13 protein-coding genes are annotated in these 15973 nt (G+C 63.6%); 5 read left to right on the plus strand and 8 right to left on the minus strand.

All coding sequences use genetic code 11. The annotated features are described in order from the left end of the window. Positions 1 to 45: 45 nt before the first annotated feature. Both groL and CHB97_RS00185 read left to right on the plus strand, forming a co-directional pair. On the plus strand, positions 46 to 1698 hold the full coding sequence (gene groL, locus CHB97_RS00180) for a chaperonin GroEL (protein ID WP_089285923.1): 1653 nt from the start codon (positions 46 to 48) through the stop codon (positions 1696 to 1698). 342 nt (positions 1699 to 2040) lie between these two features. Beyond that, on the plus strand, positions 2041 to 4053 hold the full coding sequence (locus tag CHB97_RS00185; protein ID WP_089285924.1) for a methyl-accepting chemotaxis protein: 2013 nt from the start codon (positions 2041 to 2043) through the stop codon (positions 4051 to 4053). Positions 4054 to 4061: 8 nt separating this feature from the next. On the opposite strand, the gene CHB97_RS00190 is transcribed toward CHB97_RS00185, so the two are convergent. Then, positions 4062 to 4610: a hypothetical protein gene (locus CHB97_RS00190; RefSeq protein ID WP_089285925.1), complete on the minus strand. Its 549-nt coding sequence runs from the start codon at positions 4608 to 4610 to the stop codon at positions 4062 to 4064. A 164-nt stretch (positions 4611 to 4774) separates the two neighbouring features. Between CHB97_RS00190 and murI the strand changes: the two genes are divergently transcribed. After that, the gene (gene murI, locus CHB97_RS00195; protein ID WP_089285926.1) at positions 4775 to 5611 is read left to right on the plus strand and encodes a glutamate racemase; all 837 of its coding nucleotides are present in this window, start codon (positions 4775 to 4777) and stop codon (positions 5609 to 5611) included. Between the two features lie 6 nt (positions 5612 to 5617). On the opposite strand, the gene CHB97_RS00200 is transcribed toward murI, so the two are convergent. From CHB97_RS00200 to tsaE, 6 genes are all read right to left on the minus strand, one after another. After that, on the minus strand, positions 5618 to 6679 hold the full coding sequence (locus CHB97_RS00200) for a COX15/CtaA family protein (RefSeq protein ID WP_089285927.1): 1062 nt from the start codon (positions 6677 to 6679) through the stop codon (positions 5618 to 5620). Positions 6680 to 6834: 155 nt separating this feature from the next. Further along, on the minus strand, positions 6835 to 8283 hold the full coding sequence (locus CHB97_RS25710) for a hypothetical protein (RefSeq protein ID WP_160105426.1): 1449 nt from the start codon (positions 8281 to 8283) through the stop codon (positions 6835 to 6837). A gap of 87 nt (positions 8284 to 8370) precedes the next feature. Next, complete coding sequence (gene addB, locus CHB97_RS00205; protein ID WP_244559330.1) at positions 8371 to 11382, minus strand: double-strand break repair protein AddB; 3012 nt, start codon at positions 11380 to 11382, stop codon at positions 8371 to 8373. 145 nt (positions 11383 to 11527) lie between these two features. Further along, on the minus strand, positions 11528 to 12268 hold the full coding sequence (locus tag CHB97_RS00210) for a nucleotidyltransferase family protein (protein WP_089285928.1): 741 nt from the start codon (positions 12266 to 12268) through the stop codon (positions 11528 to 11530). Positions 12269 to 12282: 14 nt separating this feature from the next. Beyond that, positions 12283 to 13305, minus strand: a complete 1023-nt coding sequence (locus CHB97_RS00215) for an aminoglycoside phosphotransferase family protein (protein WP_089285929.1) — start codon at positions 13303 to 13305, stop codon at positions 12283 to 12285. Further along, a complete protein-coding gene (tsaE, locus tag CHB97_RS00220) occupies positions 13305 to 13763 on the minus strand; it encodes a tRNA (adenosine(37)-N6)-threonylcarbamoyltransferase complex ATPase subunit type 1 TsaE (protein ID WP_089285930.1) in 459 nt (152 codons plus the stop codon). Before tsaE ends, CHB97_RS00215 begins: the two co-directional genes overlap by 1 nt. 177 nt (positions 13764 to 13940) lie before the next feature. Between tsaE and CHB97_RS00225 the strand changes: the two genes are divergently transcribed. Then, complete coding sequence (locus CHB97_RS00225; protein ID WP_089285931.1) at positions 13941 to 14963, plus strand: NAD(P)/FAD-dependent oxidoreductase; 1023 nt, start codon at positions 13941 to 13943, stop codon at positions 14961 to 14963. A gap of 96 nt (positions 14964 to 15059) precedes the next feature. Here the strand turns inward: CHB97_RS00225 and CHB97_RS00230 are convergent, their stop codons facing one another. Further along, the gene (locus CHB97_RS00230; protein ID WP_143270656.1) at positions 15060 to 15242 is read right to left on the minus strand and encodes a hypothetical protein; all 183 of its coding nucleotides are present in this window, start codon (positions 15240 to 15242) and stop codon (positions 15060 to 15062) included. Between the two features lie 260 nt (positions 15243 to 15502). On the opposite strand from CHB97_RS00230, the gene CHB97_RS00235 reads away from it, so the two are divergent. Next, the gene (locus CHB97_RS00235) at positions 15503 to 15931 is read left to right on the plus strand and encodes a YccF domain-containing protein (protein ID WP_089285933.1); all 429 of its coding nucleotides are present in this window, start codon (positions 15503 to 15505) and stop codon (positions 15929 to 15931) included. Positions 15932 to 15973 lie beyond the last annotated feature (42 nt).

A 15973-nucleotide genomic window follows, 5' to 3' on the forward strand; every position in this document is an offset into this window, starting at 1 on the left:
TCACTGAACCCTATCTGATCCCTATTCATTCGAAGGACGAAAACAATGGCTGCCAAGGAAGTTAAGTTCGGCTCCGACGCCCGCGCCAAGATGCTGCGCGGCGTGGACATTCTGGCCGACGCCGTGAAGGTGACCCTGGGCCCGAAGGGCCGCAACGTCGTGATCGAGAAGAGCTTCGGCGCTCCCCGCATCACCAAGGACGGTGTCTCGGTCGCCAAGGAAATCGAACTGTCTGACAAGTTCGAGAACATGGGCGCCCAGATGGTGAAGGAAGTGGCGCAGAAGACGGCCGATCTGGCCGGCGACGGCACCACCACCGCCACCGTGCTGGCCCAGGCCATCGTCCGTGAAGGTGCCAAGGCCATTGCCGCCGGCATGAACCCGATGGATGTGAAGCGCGGCGTTGATCTGGCTGTTGCCACCGTCGTGGCCGACATCCAGGCCCGTTCCCGCAAGGTAACGACCAACGACGAAATCGCCCAGGTCGGCACCATCTCCGCCAACGGTGAAGCCTTCATCGGTGCGAAGATCGCCGAAGCCATGGCCCGCGTCGGCAACGAAGGCGTGATCACGGTCGAAGAGTCCAAGAGCCTGGAGACCGAGCTGGATGTCGTCGAAGGCATGCAGTTCGACCGCGGCTACCTGTCGCCCTACTTCGTGACCAACGCCGACAAGATGGTCGCGGACCTGGAAAACCCCTACATCCTGCTGTTCGAAAAGAAGCTGTCGGGCCTGCAGGCCATGCTGCCGGTGCTGGAAGCCGTCGTGCAGTCCTCCCGTCCGCTGGTCATCGTGGCCGAGGATGTGGAAGGCGAGGCCCTGGCCACGCTGGTGGTCAACAAGCTGCGTGGCGGCCTGAAGATCGCCGCCGTGAAGGCTCCGGGCTTCGGTGATCGTCGCAAGGCGATGCTGGAAGACATGGCCATCCTGACCGGCGGCCAGGTCATCAGCGAAGATCTGGGCATCAAGCTGGAAAACGTGACCCTGGACATGCTGGGTCGCGCTAAGAAGGTCACGATCTCCAAGGACAACACCACCATCGTTGATGGTGAAGGCGCCAAGGCTGACATCGAGGCCCGCATCTCCCAGATCAAGGCCCAGATCGAAGAAACCACCAGCGACTATGACCGTGAGAAGCTGCAGGAACGTCTGGCCAAGCTGGCCGGCGGCGTTGCGGTTCTGCGCGTCGGTGGCGCGACCGAGGTTGAGGTGAAGGAGCGCAAGGATCGCGTTGACGACGCGATGCACGCCACCCGCGCTGCGGTTGAGGAAGGCATCGTCGCCGGCGGCGGCGCAGCCCTGCTGTACGCCACCCGCGCCCTGGAGAAGCTGACGGCTGCCGATGCAGACCAGAAGTTCGGCATCGACATCGTCCGCAAGGCCCTGCAGGCCCCGGTCCGTCAGATCGCCCAGAACGCCGGTTTCGACGGTTCCGTGATCGTCGGCAAGCTGCTGGAGCAGGCTGACACCAACCACGGCTTCAACGCCCAGACCGGCGAATATGGCGACATGTTCAAGTTCGGCGTCATCGACCCGACCAAGGTTGTGCGCGCTGCCCTGCAGGACGCCGCTTCCATCGCCGGCCTGCTGATCACCACCGAGGCGATGATCGGCGAGAAGCCGCAGCCGCCGGCCGCTGGTGGTGGCGCTCCGGGTGGTATGGGTGGCATGGGCGGTATGGGCGGCATGGACTTCTAAGTCCCACGCCGTTCAGCCGAACTGGCCTGAATGCGAAGACCCCCGGCGGAGACATCCGCCGGGGGTTTTTCTTTGGCAATCCCCTGGTCTGCTCACAGCATATTGAATCTATGAGGAAATTTTCTTCGGTGAACGAAATGTTCTGCCGCATTTGAAGAAAAATCGCTGCCATGGAAATGCCATTAGAGATTAATGATTGTGCAATATTGCTACACCTATCCTTTTTCTCATGATGAACATTGCCCGGTAAGGGCGAAATACATCGTCAGTCTGATCTACGTCAAATTCAGGGGACATGACTTTACTTAAATTCCCGCCGCAATTCAGACTGGGGGCGGGGTCATGGCGGAACAGGAATGGCTGGTATCGGCCGAGGATGTGTTGGTATCGCGGACGGACCCGCAGGGACGCATCCAGTTCGCCAATGAGGCGTTCGTTAAGGCATCCGGCTTCACGCAGGCGGAACTGATTGGCCGGCCACATAATATTGTCCGTCATCCCGATATGCCCAAACCGGCCTTTGCCGACCTGTGGACCACCATCAAGGCCGGTCGCCCCTGGGAGGGGCTGGTGAAGAACCGGCGCAAGGATGGGCGTTTCTATTGGGTACGGGCCAATGTGACGCCGGTGGTGGAGGGGGGAACCGTCACCGGCTTTCTGTCCGTGCGCACCCGGCCGGAACGGGCCGATGTGGCGGCGGCCGAACAGCTTTACGCCGCCATGCGCCGGGGTGATGCGCTGTCGGTACGGCTGCACCATGGCGAGTTGCGGCCGACAAGGCTGGCCGGGCGTTTGGGGCTGTTCTGGCGCAGCATCGGCAGCCGGTTGCATGGCGCCTTTCTGGGCATGTTCCTGGCCATGGCGGGGCTGGGCGGTATCGGTCTGGTCGGATTGTCCCGCCTGCGGGGTGATCTGACCGGGGCACAGCCCGATGTGGCGGCCGCGCTGGCGCGGATCGAGGGGCTGAATGGGGACTTCATCGCCCTGGGGGTGGTGGCGCTGTTGTTTTCCGTGCTGGCCGGCTGGCTGCTGCGCCTGTCCATCCGGGCACCCCTGGCGCGGCTATGCCAGCATCTGGAAGCTATCACCCGCGATCCGCGCAGCCACACGATTGAGCCAGCCGCCATTCTGGAATTCGCCCCCGTCACGGATCGGTTGCGGGTGCTGCGCGCCCGGCTGGCCTGTTCGGCGGAGGAGGCGGCGGAATGCGAACGCCGCGTTTCCGCCGAACGCCAGCGCGCCGTGCAGATGATGGCGGCAACGGTGGAACGCGAAAGTGCACGGGCGGTGACCGATGTGGCGGCCCGCACCCATGCCATGACGGATGATGCCGACATATTGGCCAGCCGGGCCGGCCGGGTGGGCGAAGCCTCTGGCGGGGTGGCGGCGGCGGCGGAACAGGCGCTGGCCAATGCCCAGGCGGTTGCCGCGGCGACAGAGGAACTGTCGGCCACGATCCACGACATTGCCGCCCAGATCACCCATGCCAGCGACAGTACCGGTGCGGCCGTGGCCCAAGGCCACGATGTCGCCTGCGTGATCGAAACCTTGCGCCAGCAGGTGGATGGTATCGGGGAGATGGCGGCCCTGATCGCCCAGATCGCCAGCCAGACCAACCTGTTGGCGCTCAATGCCAGTATCGAGGCGGCGCGGGCCGGGGAGGCCGGCAAGGGCTTTGCCGTGGTGGCGGGGGAGGTGAAGCATCTGGCGACGCTGACGGCGCAATCCACCGACGCCATCACCACCCGCATCCAGGATATCCGCCGGGCCACCGGTGATGCCGTGCAGGCGGTGGAGGGGATCGGCAGCCGTATCGCGGAAATTGACGCCATTGCCGGTGATATTGCCGGGGCCATGCAGCAACAGGCGGCCGCGACGCGGGAAATCAGCCGCAATGTGCAGGAAACCACCGCCGCCGCGCGGGAGGTGGCGGAACTGATCGGGGACGTGGCGCGGGAGGCGGCGGAAAGTGGCAGCCAGGCCCAGATGGTCAGCGGCAATGCCACGGCCGTGGCCGGCGCCATTGAGGAGTTGCACAAGCTGCTGGTGCGGGTAGTCCGCACGGCCACCCCCGATGCCGACCGGCGCGGGGCCAGACGCTATAACGTTGATATTCCCTGTGAAACAAGGCTGGAAGGGGCGGCGGCCCAGCCGGCCCGGCTGGTGGATCTGTCGGCCGGTGGGGCCAGCCTGTCAGGGTTGGCGCTGGAGCCGGAAGCACGTGGGCAGGTGATCCTGCCCCGCATCGGCCAGCCGCTGGGCTTCCGGGTGCGCGGCAAATCCGCCACCCTGGCCCATATCGTCTTCGACCAGCCGCTGCCGGAACCGGTTCTGACGGCCCTGGCAGCGGAATAGGGGATTATTTACGGCTTGGCCGCCGGTGCCGCGCCGTTATTGCGGGCCTTGAAGGCGCGCAGTTGCACATTGAACCGTTCGGCGAACAGCTGCATGGCGGAGATGGTCAGGTCATGCTGGGCTGTCAGCGACAGATATTCATGCACGGACAGCCGGCTGTAATTGGCCTGCACCAATTTATCCAGGCAGCGGTTGAACTCTTCCGACTCGCTGACATAGGCCTTCACGCGCAGCTGCGCCTGACGGATTTCTTCTTCCGTGGCCTTGGTGCCATCGGGCACGTCGCCCGGCAGCTTGGGCCGGGTGCAGCCTTCCGGGGCGGCGCGCTGGGCGGCCTTGGCCTGGGCTTCCGTCTGCTTCACGATATCGCCCATGGTGGGCAGGTTCGTGGCGGCGGGCAGTGGGGCGGCGGCCGTGGGGGCTGGCTGGGACGCCTGCCGCACAATGTCCCCCATGGTCGGGCCGACCGGCTCACTCTTGTCGGGGGCGGCATAGGCGGTGCCGGCGCTGAACAGCAGGGCGGCGGCGACAAGGGTACGGGACGACAGCACGGACATGGTGCGGAAATATCTCCAGCGCAGGGTATGCCTTGATAAGCGCGCAGGGAATTACGCACAGACGGGGGGCGCTTGGCAAGGGTCAGCCCTGTCGCAATGGCCCTTCCATCGCCATCTTCCCATGATAAACCCAGGAAATCGGCAGTGGGGAGCGGACCTGTTTCATGATCGGCGTGTTTGATTCCGGCCATGGGGGGCTGACAGTGCTGCGGGCGCTGCATGATGCCATGCCGACGCATGATTTCCTGTATCTCGGCGATCATCATTTCGCCCCCTATGGCGACCGCACCCCGGAAGAAATTTATCAACTGACGCTGGACAGCGTGTCCCGCCTGTTCGACCAGGGGGCACGGCTGGTGGTGCTGGCCTGTAACACCGCCTCGGCCGTGGCCCTGCGCCGCCTGCAACAGACCTGGCTGGACGGGGCCTATCCCGGCCGGCGGGTGCTGGGCGTGCTGGTGCCGATGGTGGAGGCCATTACCGGCGTGCCCTGGATGGCCGATCTGGCCGCCGATCGCCCCGCCGGGCCGCCGCGCACCATCGGCATTTTCGCCACCAGCCGCACGGTGGACAGTGGCGCCTATCCGCGCGAAATCAGCCACCGCGCCCCGGAAGTGCGGGTGGTGCAGCAGGCCTGCCCGGAACTGGTGCGGTTGATCGAAGGCGATGCCCCGCCGGCCCAGGTACGCGATGCCATCCATCGCTATACGGATGGCTTGCTGGGCCAGTTGGAGGGGGCGGCGCCCCAGGCGGTGATGCTGGGCTGCACCCATTACCCGCTGGTGGCGGATGCCTTTATCGACGCCCTGCCGCGCGGGGTGGAGGTGCTGTCGCAACCGGACCTGACGGCGCGCAGTCTGGCCGCCTATCTGCAACGTCACCCGGAATTCGACCAGCCGGGCAGCGGGCAGGTGCAGTTCCTGACCACGGGGGAGGCCGGCCGCATCACCCCGCTGGCAACCCGCTTCTTTGGCAAGCCGGCGCGGTTTGAGCGGGTGTAGGGTTTTTCACACCCCCGGCCGGCGCAGCGTGTGCAGTGACCAGACCAGCAAGCCGATCACCACCATGGCCCCGCCCTGGTGGGCGGCCCCCAACGCCACCGGCACGGCCAGCAACAGGGTGGTGATGCCCAGCCCCACCTGGGCCAGCACACATGCCGCCAGCCCCAGTGCCACCTGTTTGGCGCGGGCGGCCACATCATGGCGTTGGCCGATGCGCCAGACATAGGTGAGCACGGTTAGCGCCGTCGCAATGGCCAGCCAGCGATGGGTGAACTGCACGGCGGCGGTATTTTCCAGGAAATTCAGCCAGGCGGGGGAGAGGTTCCAGACCTCTGGCGGCATGAAATCGCCATTCATCGTCGGCCAGGTATTATAGGCGAAGCCGGCATCCAGCCCGGCGACAAAGGCCCCCCAAACCACGGTGATCCCCACCAACGCCAGGGCCGCCCGCCCGTGCCAGACCAGCGGGGCCAGTTCCGCCCGCGCCCCCGCCCCCGGATGGCGCAGGCTGAGCGCGGTACGGATCAACAGGGCATAGAGGATCAGCGCCATGGAAAGATGCATGGCCAGCCGGTAATGCGACACGTCGGTGCGTTCCGACAGGCCGGATTGCACCATGAACCAGCCGATGAAACCCTGCAGCCCGCCCAGCAGGAACAACCCCACCAGCCGGGGCAGCATGGGGCGGGAGATCATGCCTTTCACGGCGAACCAGACCAGCGGCACGGCAAAGACAATGCCGATCAGCCGGCCCCACAGCCGGTGGAACCATTCCCAGAAGAAGATATGCTTGAATTCTTCCAGGCTCATCCCCCGGTTCAGCACCTGATATTCGGGGATCTGCTTGTATTTCTCGAATTCTGCCAGCCATTGCGCCTCTGACAAGGGCGGGATGGCGCCGCTGATCGGCTTCCATTCGGTGATGGAAAGCCCGCTTTCCGTCAACCGTGTGATGGCGCCGATAATGGCCATGGCGAAGACCATGGCCGCACAGAGTAGCAACCAGTTCGCCACCTGGCGGGCGCCGGTGGTGGGGGAGGCGGCGGCGGTAAAGCGGCTGGTCGTCAAGGTCGGGCCTGTCGCTGGGAAAACGGCTTTGTAGCAAGCCGATATGGACCCATCGCGCGCGATCGTCAAACCCTATGCCAGCGGCATTTTATCAGGCTGCCGGTGCCCGACAGGAAGTCGCCCTGTCGGACTCTCTCCCAATCAGGGAGACCTCCTCATTTCCGCCGTAAAAAGTGCCTTTTTGCTTTTGTTTTGGGAACTGTGGGTGTGGCCCCTATTGTAAAAGAAACGGTACTCTGTGGCGTAAATGGCGTTGCGCTACTTGTGGCCATGCTTACACCGGTTCCAGTAATAGAGGAAGTACTGATGCTTGTTGATGATAGAAGGCTTGGGGTTCCCTTTCTATTTACTCCCATATCTGTCCAAGTTTTTGATAAATAATCCATCTGTTTTGTATTAAGTATGTTGTCAATTCCCTGGTGGTTTTCGGCAATATTATCTGTATTTTTTAATTTTTTATACATTTTAATTGCGGAGCTCTCAGGTTGGAAACGTACCGGAATTTGAAATTCCTGTAAGCCTCCAATTGAGCTGATAAAATTAGATGCCGATTGGGTCTTTTTATTTTTCAATGTTACGGCTACAGAATATGGACGAAGAAATTTGACCCGCAGAATAAAATTCTGCGAACCAAGTTTTGCATCCAGCCAATTTTTGAAGTTACGAATTGTTGTTGTGCAGCCAAGGCACGACGAGTAACTGATTCTTATAGAAAATACATGCTTTCCTGGTGTGCCTGTATTGTTTGTGTTTGGATATTTTTCCGATAAAAAGTCACTAAGACTTTTATTTGAATTTAAATAACTATCTTTGAAATTTTGAATACACCAATCCTCAGCGTGAAAATTATCTTTAACCCCCTTTTGATTCACATGTCCAATTTCTTCGAATATTAATTGACTTCCAGCCTTTTTGTTTCTGCCGAACGAAACGAATTTTCCATTAATTTTTAAAAATGCATAAACACCTGTAGTTGATGTTACATAGTTTTTGCTTATGCTGTCGATGTCGTCGCTTTCAAATTCTTCGAATTTGCGCTTGCCTTTCGATTGAGAATTGCCCTTCAGGTCGTCCTGAGTTGCATCCATCGATTTTTGAAATATTTTCTGCGCTTTATCATTAATGGGAAAAATAGAAGGCATGGTCATCCGCTGGATGACTGTCTGTTTTGGATGCGAACCCGTTATTGATGGGGGGCTGTGCTGGGGACAGCACGGAGCCTTACGCACAGAGAAAGCACTGGCCATGCTGGGCGGCTGATGCCCAACCTGGGATAGTTTTGGTTGGATGGCTGTTTTACTGTGTGCTGGCCCGGAAGGCAGCACCGGCGGTGGCGATATAAGCGGCCGGGATGCAGCCTGAACGAAGCTATGCGGTGCTTTCTGCTGCGGCTGCGTGATAAGCGGGGGCGTCTGCGTGGTTTTCTTTTGTGCAGTTGCCAGTGGCTGACCGGCCCAGACAACGGGTGGGGGTGCACTGGTCGGCTTGGCGGCACCTATAGCTCTTGATGCCTGTTTTGGCTGTGCCGTTGACTGAAGGGATGGTTTCCCATTCCAGGAAACGGGTGGCGGCTGAAACTTTGGTTTGTTTTCCAAGTTGCTCATCCCGTCAAAAGACTATTGTTCATATACGGGTGGGATGGTTCGCTGCCAATTGGAAACAAGGCATATTTCTTCACTGTATATTGAAGTTTACCCCTCCTCCCCGCCCCCCGCCGACCATTCGGCGATGCGGGACAGGTGGGCGTAATCGGTGAATCGTGGGGCCCAGCTGGGGCGCGGCTGGCTGCGATAGGGCATGGCGGGATCGTCAAATGCCTCGATCAGCGCCAACAGCCCCTCGCGCGCCTCATCCGCCAGATCATGGGCATCATCTTTCAGGGTCTGGATGGTCCCGGCGGGGTCGCCGCCGGTCAGACGCCAGAATTCCAGCCCCTCCACCGTCGCCGGTCCGATCTCCGTAAAGCCGCCTTCGCGTGCAATCAGCGCTTCCAAGGGCAATTGCGGGGCCTTGCCCAGCCGCACTTCCTTGCCGGTCGGCGGCTGGCCGGTCTTGTAATCCAGCAGCACCACGCCGCCGGTGGGCGTGCGGTCGATACGGTCGGCCTTGGCGGTCAGGATGAAATCCCCGCCCGGCGGGGTCAGGCGGATGCTGCCCGTCACCTCAATGGCCAGCGGGCGGATGGTTTTGCGGCGCTCCGCCTCCACACCCAAAAACCAGTCGGCCACCCGTTCAAAGCGCGGCCACCAGAAGGCCTGCACCCCCGGCTGGTCCAGCAGGTCGCCAAATGCCTCCCGCCCGCAGGCCAGCAGTTCCGACCTTGCATTGCCCGGCAGTTGCGCCGGATAGCGGCGGATGAAATTTTCCAGTGCCTTGTGCAGAATCTCCCCGCGTTCCGCCGCACCGGGGTCGGCGTCAATCGGCTCCAGCGCCTCCAGCTCCAGAATCTTGCGGGCATAGATGGCATAGGGGTCGCGCATCCAGGTTTCGATCTGGGTGACGGACAGCTTGCGCGGGCGGGCATCCAGCGGCGGGCAGGGGGCCGGGGCCGGGCAGGGCTTCACCTGGGCTGGCCGGTCCAGGGCCTGATACAGGGCGCGGTAATGCTCCACCGCATGGCCGATGGACCCGCGCAGCCCCGCCTTGCCCAGCACCGTATCCAGCCGTAACAGCCAGCGCGACGGCACGGTCGGCGTGCCGTCCACCCGTTCGGAACGGGAGAGATAGAGCGTGTGCGCCCCACAGGCATGGGCGAAATCATGCGCCGCCTGCCCCACCTGCCGTTCCGGCGACGGCAGGCCGAATCGGGTGCGCATGGGGCGCGACATCCAGGGGTCAGGCGCAGGGGCCGGCGGCCATGTCCCCTCATTCAAGCCGGCCAGGATCACCGTGTCGAACTGCTGCAGGCGCGCTTCCATCAGGCCCAGGATATGCAGGCGCGGATGCAGGCCAAAGGCCGGGCGCACCGGCCGCCCAGAAATCAGCACTTCCATCAAGCCGGCATAATCGCGCCCGCCCATGCTGGGATAGCCGGTGGCGGCGTCGCGCAATTCGTCAATGAAGGCGGCGGCCGCCTCCCCATCCTTGTCGCGCCACAGCCGCTCATTGCCGGGCTCGGCCTCCAAAGCCGCCATGGCTTCCGCTGCCCCCACATGCAGGTGCAGCCAGTCGGTCAGGGGCCGTTCCTCCCCATCGCGCACGGCATTGATGAAATCCCCCATCCGTTCTTCCAGCCGGTCCACCAGGGCCAGCAGATCTTCCTTCAGCGCCGGGTTGCCCAGCCGGCGGCGGTCGGCCCCGTTCAGCGCCTGGCGCAGCCCGTCCAACCCGCCCGGCGGGCGGGGGCCGCGCAGCACCGCCTTTTCCAACTGGCGACCCAGCCGGCGCAGATCGCCCGCCTCCATCCCGCCACCGGCCAGCGGGTGTTTCAGCAGCGACAGCAGCGGGATGGGGGCCCCCTGCACCGCCAGATCGGCAATGACGCGCAGGAAGCTGCCCACCGGCGTCTGCGCCAGCGGGCGGCCGGCGCTGTCATCCACCTTAATGCCCCAGCGGGCCAGTTCGGTGGCCACCCGTCGGGCCAGATTGCGATCCGGCGTCACCAGGGCTGCCGTCTTTTCCGGCACTTCCAGCGCTTCCCGCAGGATCAGCGCGATGATGCCCGCCTCCTCCTGCGGGGTGGTGGCGTCGATTCGGTGCAGCCGTTCCAGGGCGCTGGGGTCGATATCGGGCAGGTCGCGCCAGGCCTCCGTCGTGCCGGCGGGGCGCATGGCCTCCGCGATCAGGCGGATGCGGGCGGGCGGGCAGGCGGGGCGGACGCTGGCCGCCACCGGCCAATCCTGCACCTCCTCCCGCGCCACACCCAGCCGGTTGATCAGGTGTTTCAGGGCGAATTGCGGGTGCGCCTCATCCAGGGCGGTCCAGGTGTCGGCGTCGATATCCTGGTCCAGACCGGGCAGCACCACCTCCCCCTGCGGCAGCTTGGCGATGGTGGCCAGCAGGTCGGCCGATGCCGGGATGGTGCCGGTGGAACCGGCGGCGATGATCGGATGGGGCGGCGGGTTCAGTTCCAGCGCGCGGGCAAAGGCCGCCAGCCGGTTATTGCGTTCCTGCGCGGGGTCCACCACCCCCAGATCGGCCAGGATCGCCGGCCATTGATCGATGATGATGGACAGGAAGGACAGGGTGACCTGCCAATGTTCGGCATAATCATCGGGCACCAGGGTGCGGAGCTGGTCAAAGCTCAATTGCTCCGTCTGCACCTGATCCAGCAGCTTGGCCAGTTCCCGCCCCAGGCGGGCGGCCTGCGCCTTGGTCTTGGCGAAACTGTCGCCGGCGGCCAGCACGGCGCGGGACAGCAGCAATTGCCGGCGCAACGGCGCGATGGCAGGGGCCAGATCCAGCCCGCCCGCCTTCATCCCGTCCAGCATCAAGGTGATTTCGTCGCTATCGACATCGCCCAGCGGGGCCATGCGCGGCAACAGAATGGGCCGCCCGCCCGACAGGCGCAAAAACGCCTCCCGCAGGGATCGCACGGCGCGCGCGGTGGGTAACAGCACGGTGATCCGGCTCAACGCCAGCGCATCGCCATCCACCCGCGCCCACAGGCCGGCGGCCAGCGCGTCAACAAAGGGCAGGTTGGGGGCAAGGGTATAGACGTTGGGCATGGGGACCGGGGGTGTGAAGGCTTTGACATTTTTCATCCGTCATCCCGGCGAAAGCCGGGACCCAGGGGCCAAGTGCCCGACAGCGCAACAGCGTCGATCAACGCAGCGCTGATGGTTGATCTTGTGGCCCTGGGTCCCGGCTTTCGCCGGGATGACGGAGAGTTGTAGAGGAAACAACCCCTTAAGGCACCACCTCCCGCCCCACCGGTTCGCGTAAGTGCGCGTCCACCAGGGGAACGGCATCGGGCGTGCCGACATGGTACCAGTTGCCATCATGGCGCACACCATAGAGCCGACCTGCCGCTTCGGCCTCCCGCCAGATCAGGCTCTGGCTGAAGGCACCATCGGGGCGACCCGCGAACAGGTCCGGCTTCATGATGGCGATGCCGGCCATCACGAAGGGGCTGACCTCCCCCTCCACCCGCGATGTCAGCACGCCGTCCGGGTCCATATGGAAATCGCCGCGCCCGTGATAGCCCACCGCCGTGGCCGTCGGCGTGACCAGCAACAGGCAATCCATCTTGTCGGCGTCCCAGGCCTGGGCCAGCCGCCTCAGCGTGGGCACCGGCCCATCCAGCCAGACAATATCGGCATTGATGGTAAAAAACGGCTCCTCCCCCAGCAAGGGCAGGGCATGGCGCACGCCGCCGCCGGTTTCCAGCACCGCGTCTTCCCGCGACAGGGTGATGCGGGGGGCGGGCTGGCGGCGGGCGGCCAGATGGTCGGCGATCTTGTCGGCCAGCCAATGGGCATTCACCACAACATCATCCACGCCGGCATCGGCCAGCCGGTCCAGCGCATGGTCCAGCATCGGCTTGCCACCGACCGCGACCAGCGGTTTCGGCGTGGTCAGGGTGATCGGCCGCATCCGCATTCCCAATCCGGCGGCCAGCACCATGGCCCGCTTCGGCATCAAACTCATGAAAGAAACTCCCTTTACGCGGCCTGATCCAGAATATGCCCCACCGCCCCGTCTGGGGGCAGGTGGCTGGCAACAAAATCCGCCACCGGCGACAATAACGGGTGGCGGATGGCATGGGCAAATTGGCCCCAGACACGGGCCAGAAAGGCCAGTTGTTTGCGGCTGCCGCCCAGGGCGCAAAGCTGAGCCACCCGGCCCAGAATGCGCGCATGGCGCATCGCCCCCATCACGGCATAGCTGGCGTTGAAGGCATCGGATTCAACCCCCGACCGGGCATCCAGGTAACGCGTGTGCATGGCGGCCTGAATGTCCGGGGGCACATCGCGCCTGGCATCTTCCAGCAGGGACAACAGGTCATAGCTGACCGGGCCGATGCCGGCATCCTGCACATCCAGCAGCCCGCAGGCCCGCACGCCATCACGGCCCGGTAGCAGCATCAGATTGCCGGGATGATAATCCCGCAGCAGCAGGCTGACCGGCAGCCGGCCCAGCACCCCTTCCAGCACCGCCCGCCACGCCGCATCCAGTGCCGCCCGCGCTGTATCCCCCAAAGGCTGACCGGCAGCCTGGAAATAAGCATCGCCGAACAGGCTAACCTGGGCGCTGAACAGGGCCAAATCATAGTGGGGCAGGCCCGCCGCCCCCGGCTGGTCCAGGCGGAAACGATCATGCAGATGGATCAGCACATCGGTGGCCAGCCGATAGAGCGGCCATGGATCGGCCCCACCTTCCAGCAGATGGGCGAAACTGTCATCGCCATAATCTTCCAGCAGCAGCAGCCCCTGATCCAATGCGGCGGCATAGGGTTCGGGGGCGGACAGCCCACATTCCCGCAGCAGGGCGCAAACCTGGATGAAGGGGGGCACCTGTGCTGCCCCGGCACCGTCCGCATCCATCAGGATGGCACTGGCGGGTGCCACCCCCTGCCGGGTCAGCCGCTCATAGCGGCGGGTGGACCAGTCGGCCCCCATCGGAAGGCGTACGGCCCCGCCCCAGCCGGCCCCCGCCAGCAAGGTGATGATCTGGCTTTCGCGCATTACGCCACCCCTGCCAGCCGGCTTTCCCAGCGCCCGCGACCGGTCAGCACAGCGCGGCGGCTGGCGGGGCCGGTGATATTGATGTCAATATCCAGCCGGTCAGCGGGCAACAGCCGGCCCAGCCGGTCCGGCCATTCCACCAGGGCACAATCCTGCAAAGCCTCCTCCCAGCCCAGTTCCACTACCTCGGCCGGGTCGGTCAGCCGGTACAGGTCAAAATGCCAGAGCGGCGGGGACAGGTGATCATATTGCTGCACGAGGGTGAAGGTGGGGCTGGGCACTTCTTCATCCGGGTTATCGGCCAGATGGCGGATCAGCGCCCGGCAGAAGGCGGTTTTGCCCGCCCCCAGATCGCCCCGCAGGGCCAGCACATCGCCGCCCCGCAGCCACCCGGCCACGGTGGCGGCCAGGGAGGCCGTGGCATCTTCATCGGCAAGATCGAAAACAAGGCTGGTCATGGGGCCTGCGAATGAATCTTAACGGATTGCGTGTTGAATGGGAGTCTATCCCAACTTCATGACGCTTTGGAATGGCTGGTTCCGTTTGCCATCCAGACATTGCGGGGCTTGCCAAGCCGGGGGAAAGGGGGCACCTAGACCGGCGATCATTCACCGGTTGCCGGAAAGTGTGCGCCTATGTCCGATACCCAGAATCGCCATTCCACCGATGTCGTCATTATCGGCGCCGGGCCTGTCGGCCTGTTTGCCGTGTTTGAATGCGGCATGTTGAAGATGCGCACCCATGTGGTGGATGCGCTGGATATGCTGGGCGGGCAATGCACGGCGCTTTACCCGGAAAAGCCGATCTATGACATTCCCGCCCACCCCTCCATCGATGGGGCCGACCTGATCGACCGGCTGGCCGAACAGGCCGCCCCCTTCAACCCCACCTACCATCTGGGCCAGCAGGTCACCACCCTGACCCAGCAGGGCGAGGGCTGGCTGGTCGGCACCGACAAAGGTACGGTGATTGAGGCCAAGGCGGTGATCATCGCCGCCGGCGTCGGCGCCTTTGGCCCCAACAAGCCGCCGCTGGACGGTCTGGAACAGTATGAAGGGTCCGGCGTCTTCTACATGGTGAAGCGCCGGGCTGATTTCGCCGGCAAGCGCGTGGTGATCGCCGGCGGCGGTGACAGCGCGGTGGACTGGGCCAATTCCCTGTCGGAAGTGGCGGAAAAGGTGATGGTGGTGCATCGCCGCCCGAAATTCCGCGCAGCACCCGAAAGCGTGTCACGCATGGATGCGCTGATTGCGTCGGGCAAGATCGAACTGGTGGTGCCCTATCAGCTTTCCGGGCTGGAAGGGGTGGGGGGCAAGCTGACCGGCGTGCGGGTGGCCGACCTGGACGATAACGAAAAGGTGCTGGACGCCGATGTGCTGCTGCCCTTCTTCGGGCTGGCGATGAATCTGGGCCCCATCGCCGATTGGGGGCTGGAGATGGAAAAGGGCCATATCGCGGTCGATCAGCGCACGCTGGCCACCTCGGCCCCCGGCATCCATGCCATTGGCGATATCGCCAACTATCCCGGCAAGCTGAAGCTGATCCTGTGCGGCTTCGCCGAAGCCGCCATGGCCGCCCATGCCATCCATCCGCGCGTTCACCCGGATGTGGCCCTGCATTTTGAATATTCCACCAGCAAGGGCAAGCCGGGGGCTTGATGAAAAAAGACCCGCGCGGGGCATTCCCTGCGCGGGTCTTTGGTCTTTGGGATCGGGCCTTGAAACGCCGTACCTGTCCGGTTTTATCGCCTGTGATCAGGCTGTGATGTTCACGAAGCTGCCACGGGTACGGCCAGACTGCAAAGCTTCCTGCCGTTCATTCTCCGTGGGTGCGGTGTTCTGCACGCTCTCCCGGCTTTCCTCTGCCGGGTTGCTGCTATTGTCCTGCTGGACGGCACCCACAGCCTGCACCCGGCTGCCACCGTCCGTGGAACGCACGGTCGGGCTTTGGGATACCGCTTGGGACGCATATGCAGAAATGCCGCTGATCGCCATCACACACCTCACTGGGCCTGTGGATAAGATAAGGCCGGGCAGCCTTCCCGTCAATCGCGCCGATAGGATAGGCCACCCCGCGCCCGGCGCATTGCTGGGGATGCGGGGGCGGTGGCCCCTTGCCGGGGCGTCGCATTGGCCGTTTCTTCAGCCCCGATATCAGGCATGATGGCCATGTCCCTGATCAAGCAAGGAACGCGGTGATGATCAACCTGTTGCTTAACGTGCTGTGGGTATTCCTGTTCGGCTTTGCCGCAGCACTGGGCTGGCTGACGGCGGCGCTGTTCATGGTCATCACCATTGTCGGTATCCCTTGGGCGCGGGCGGCGGTGAATATCGCCATCTTCATGCTCTGGCCCTTTGGCCGGGTGGCGGTGGACCGGGCCGACCTGACCGGGCGGGGGGATCTGGGCACCAGCCCGCTGGGCACCATCGGCAATATCATCTGGTTCATCTTTGCCGGCATCTGGCTGGCCCTGGGTCATCTGCTGCTGGGGCTGGGTTTCTGCCTGACCATCATCGGCATTCCCTTCGGCTTTCAGCATTTCAAATTTGCTGGGCTGGCCCTGGCCCCCATCGGCAAGACCATTGTTGACCGCGAAGTGGCCGACGCCATGTATGGGCGGCGGTAAAAAACCTCATTATTCCAATCTCCCTCATGCGCCGGGCGGGCG

The organism is Azospirillum sp. RU38E (assembly GCF_900188385.1).
Classification (GTDB): Bacteria; Pseudomonadota; Alphaproteobacteria; order Azospirillales; family Azospirillaceae; genus Niveispirillum.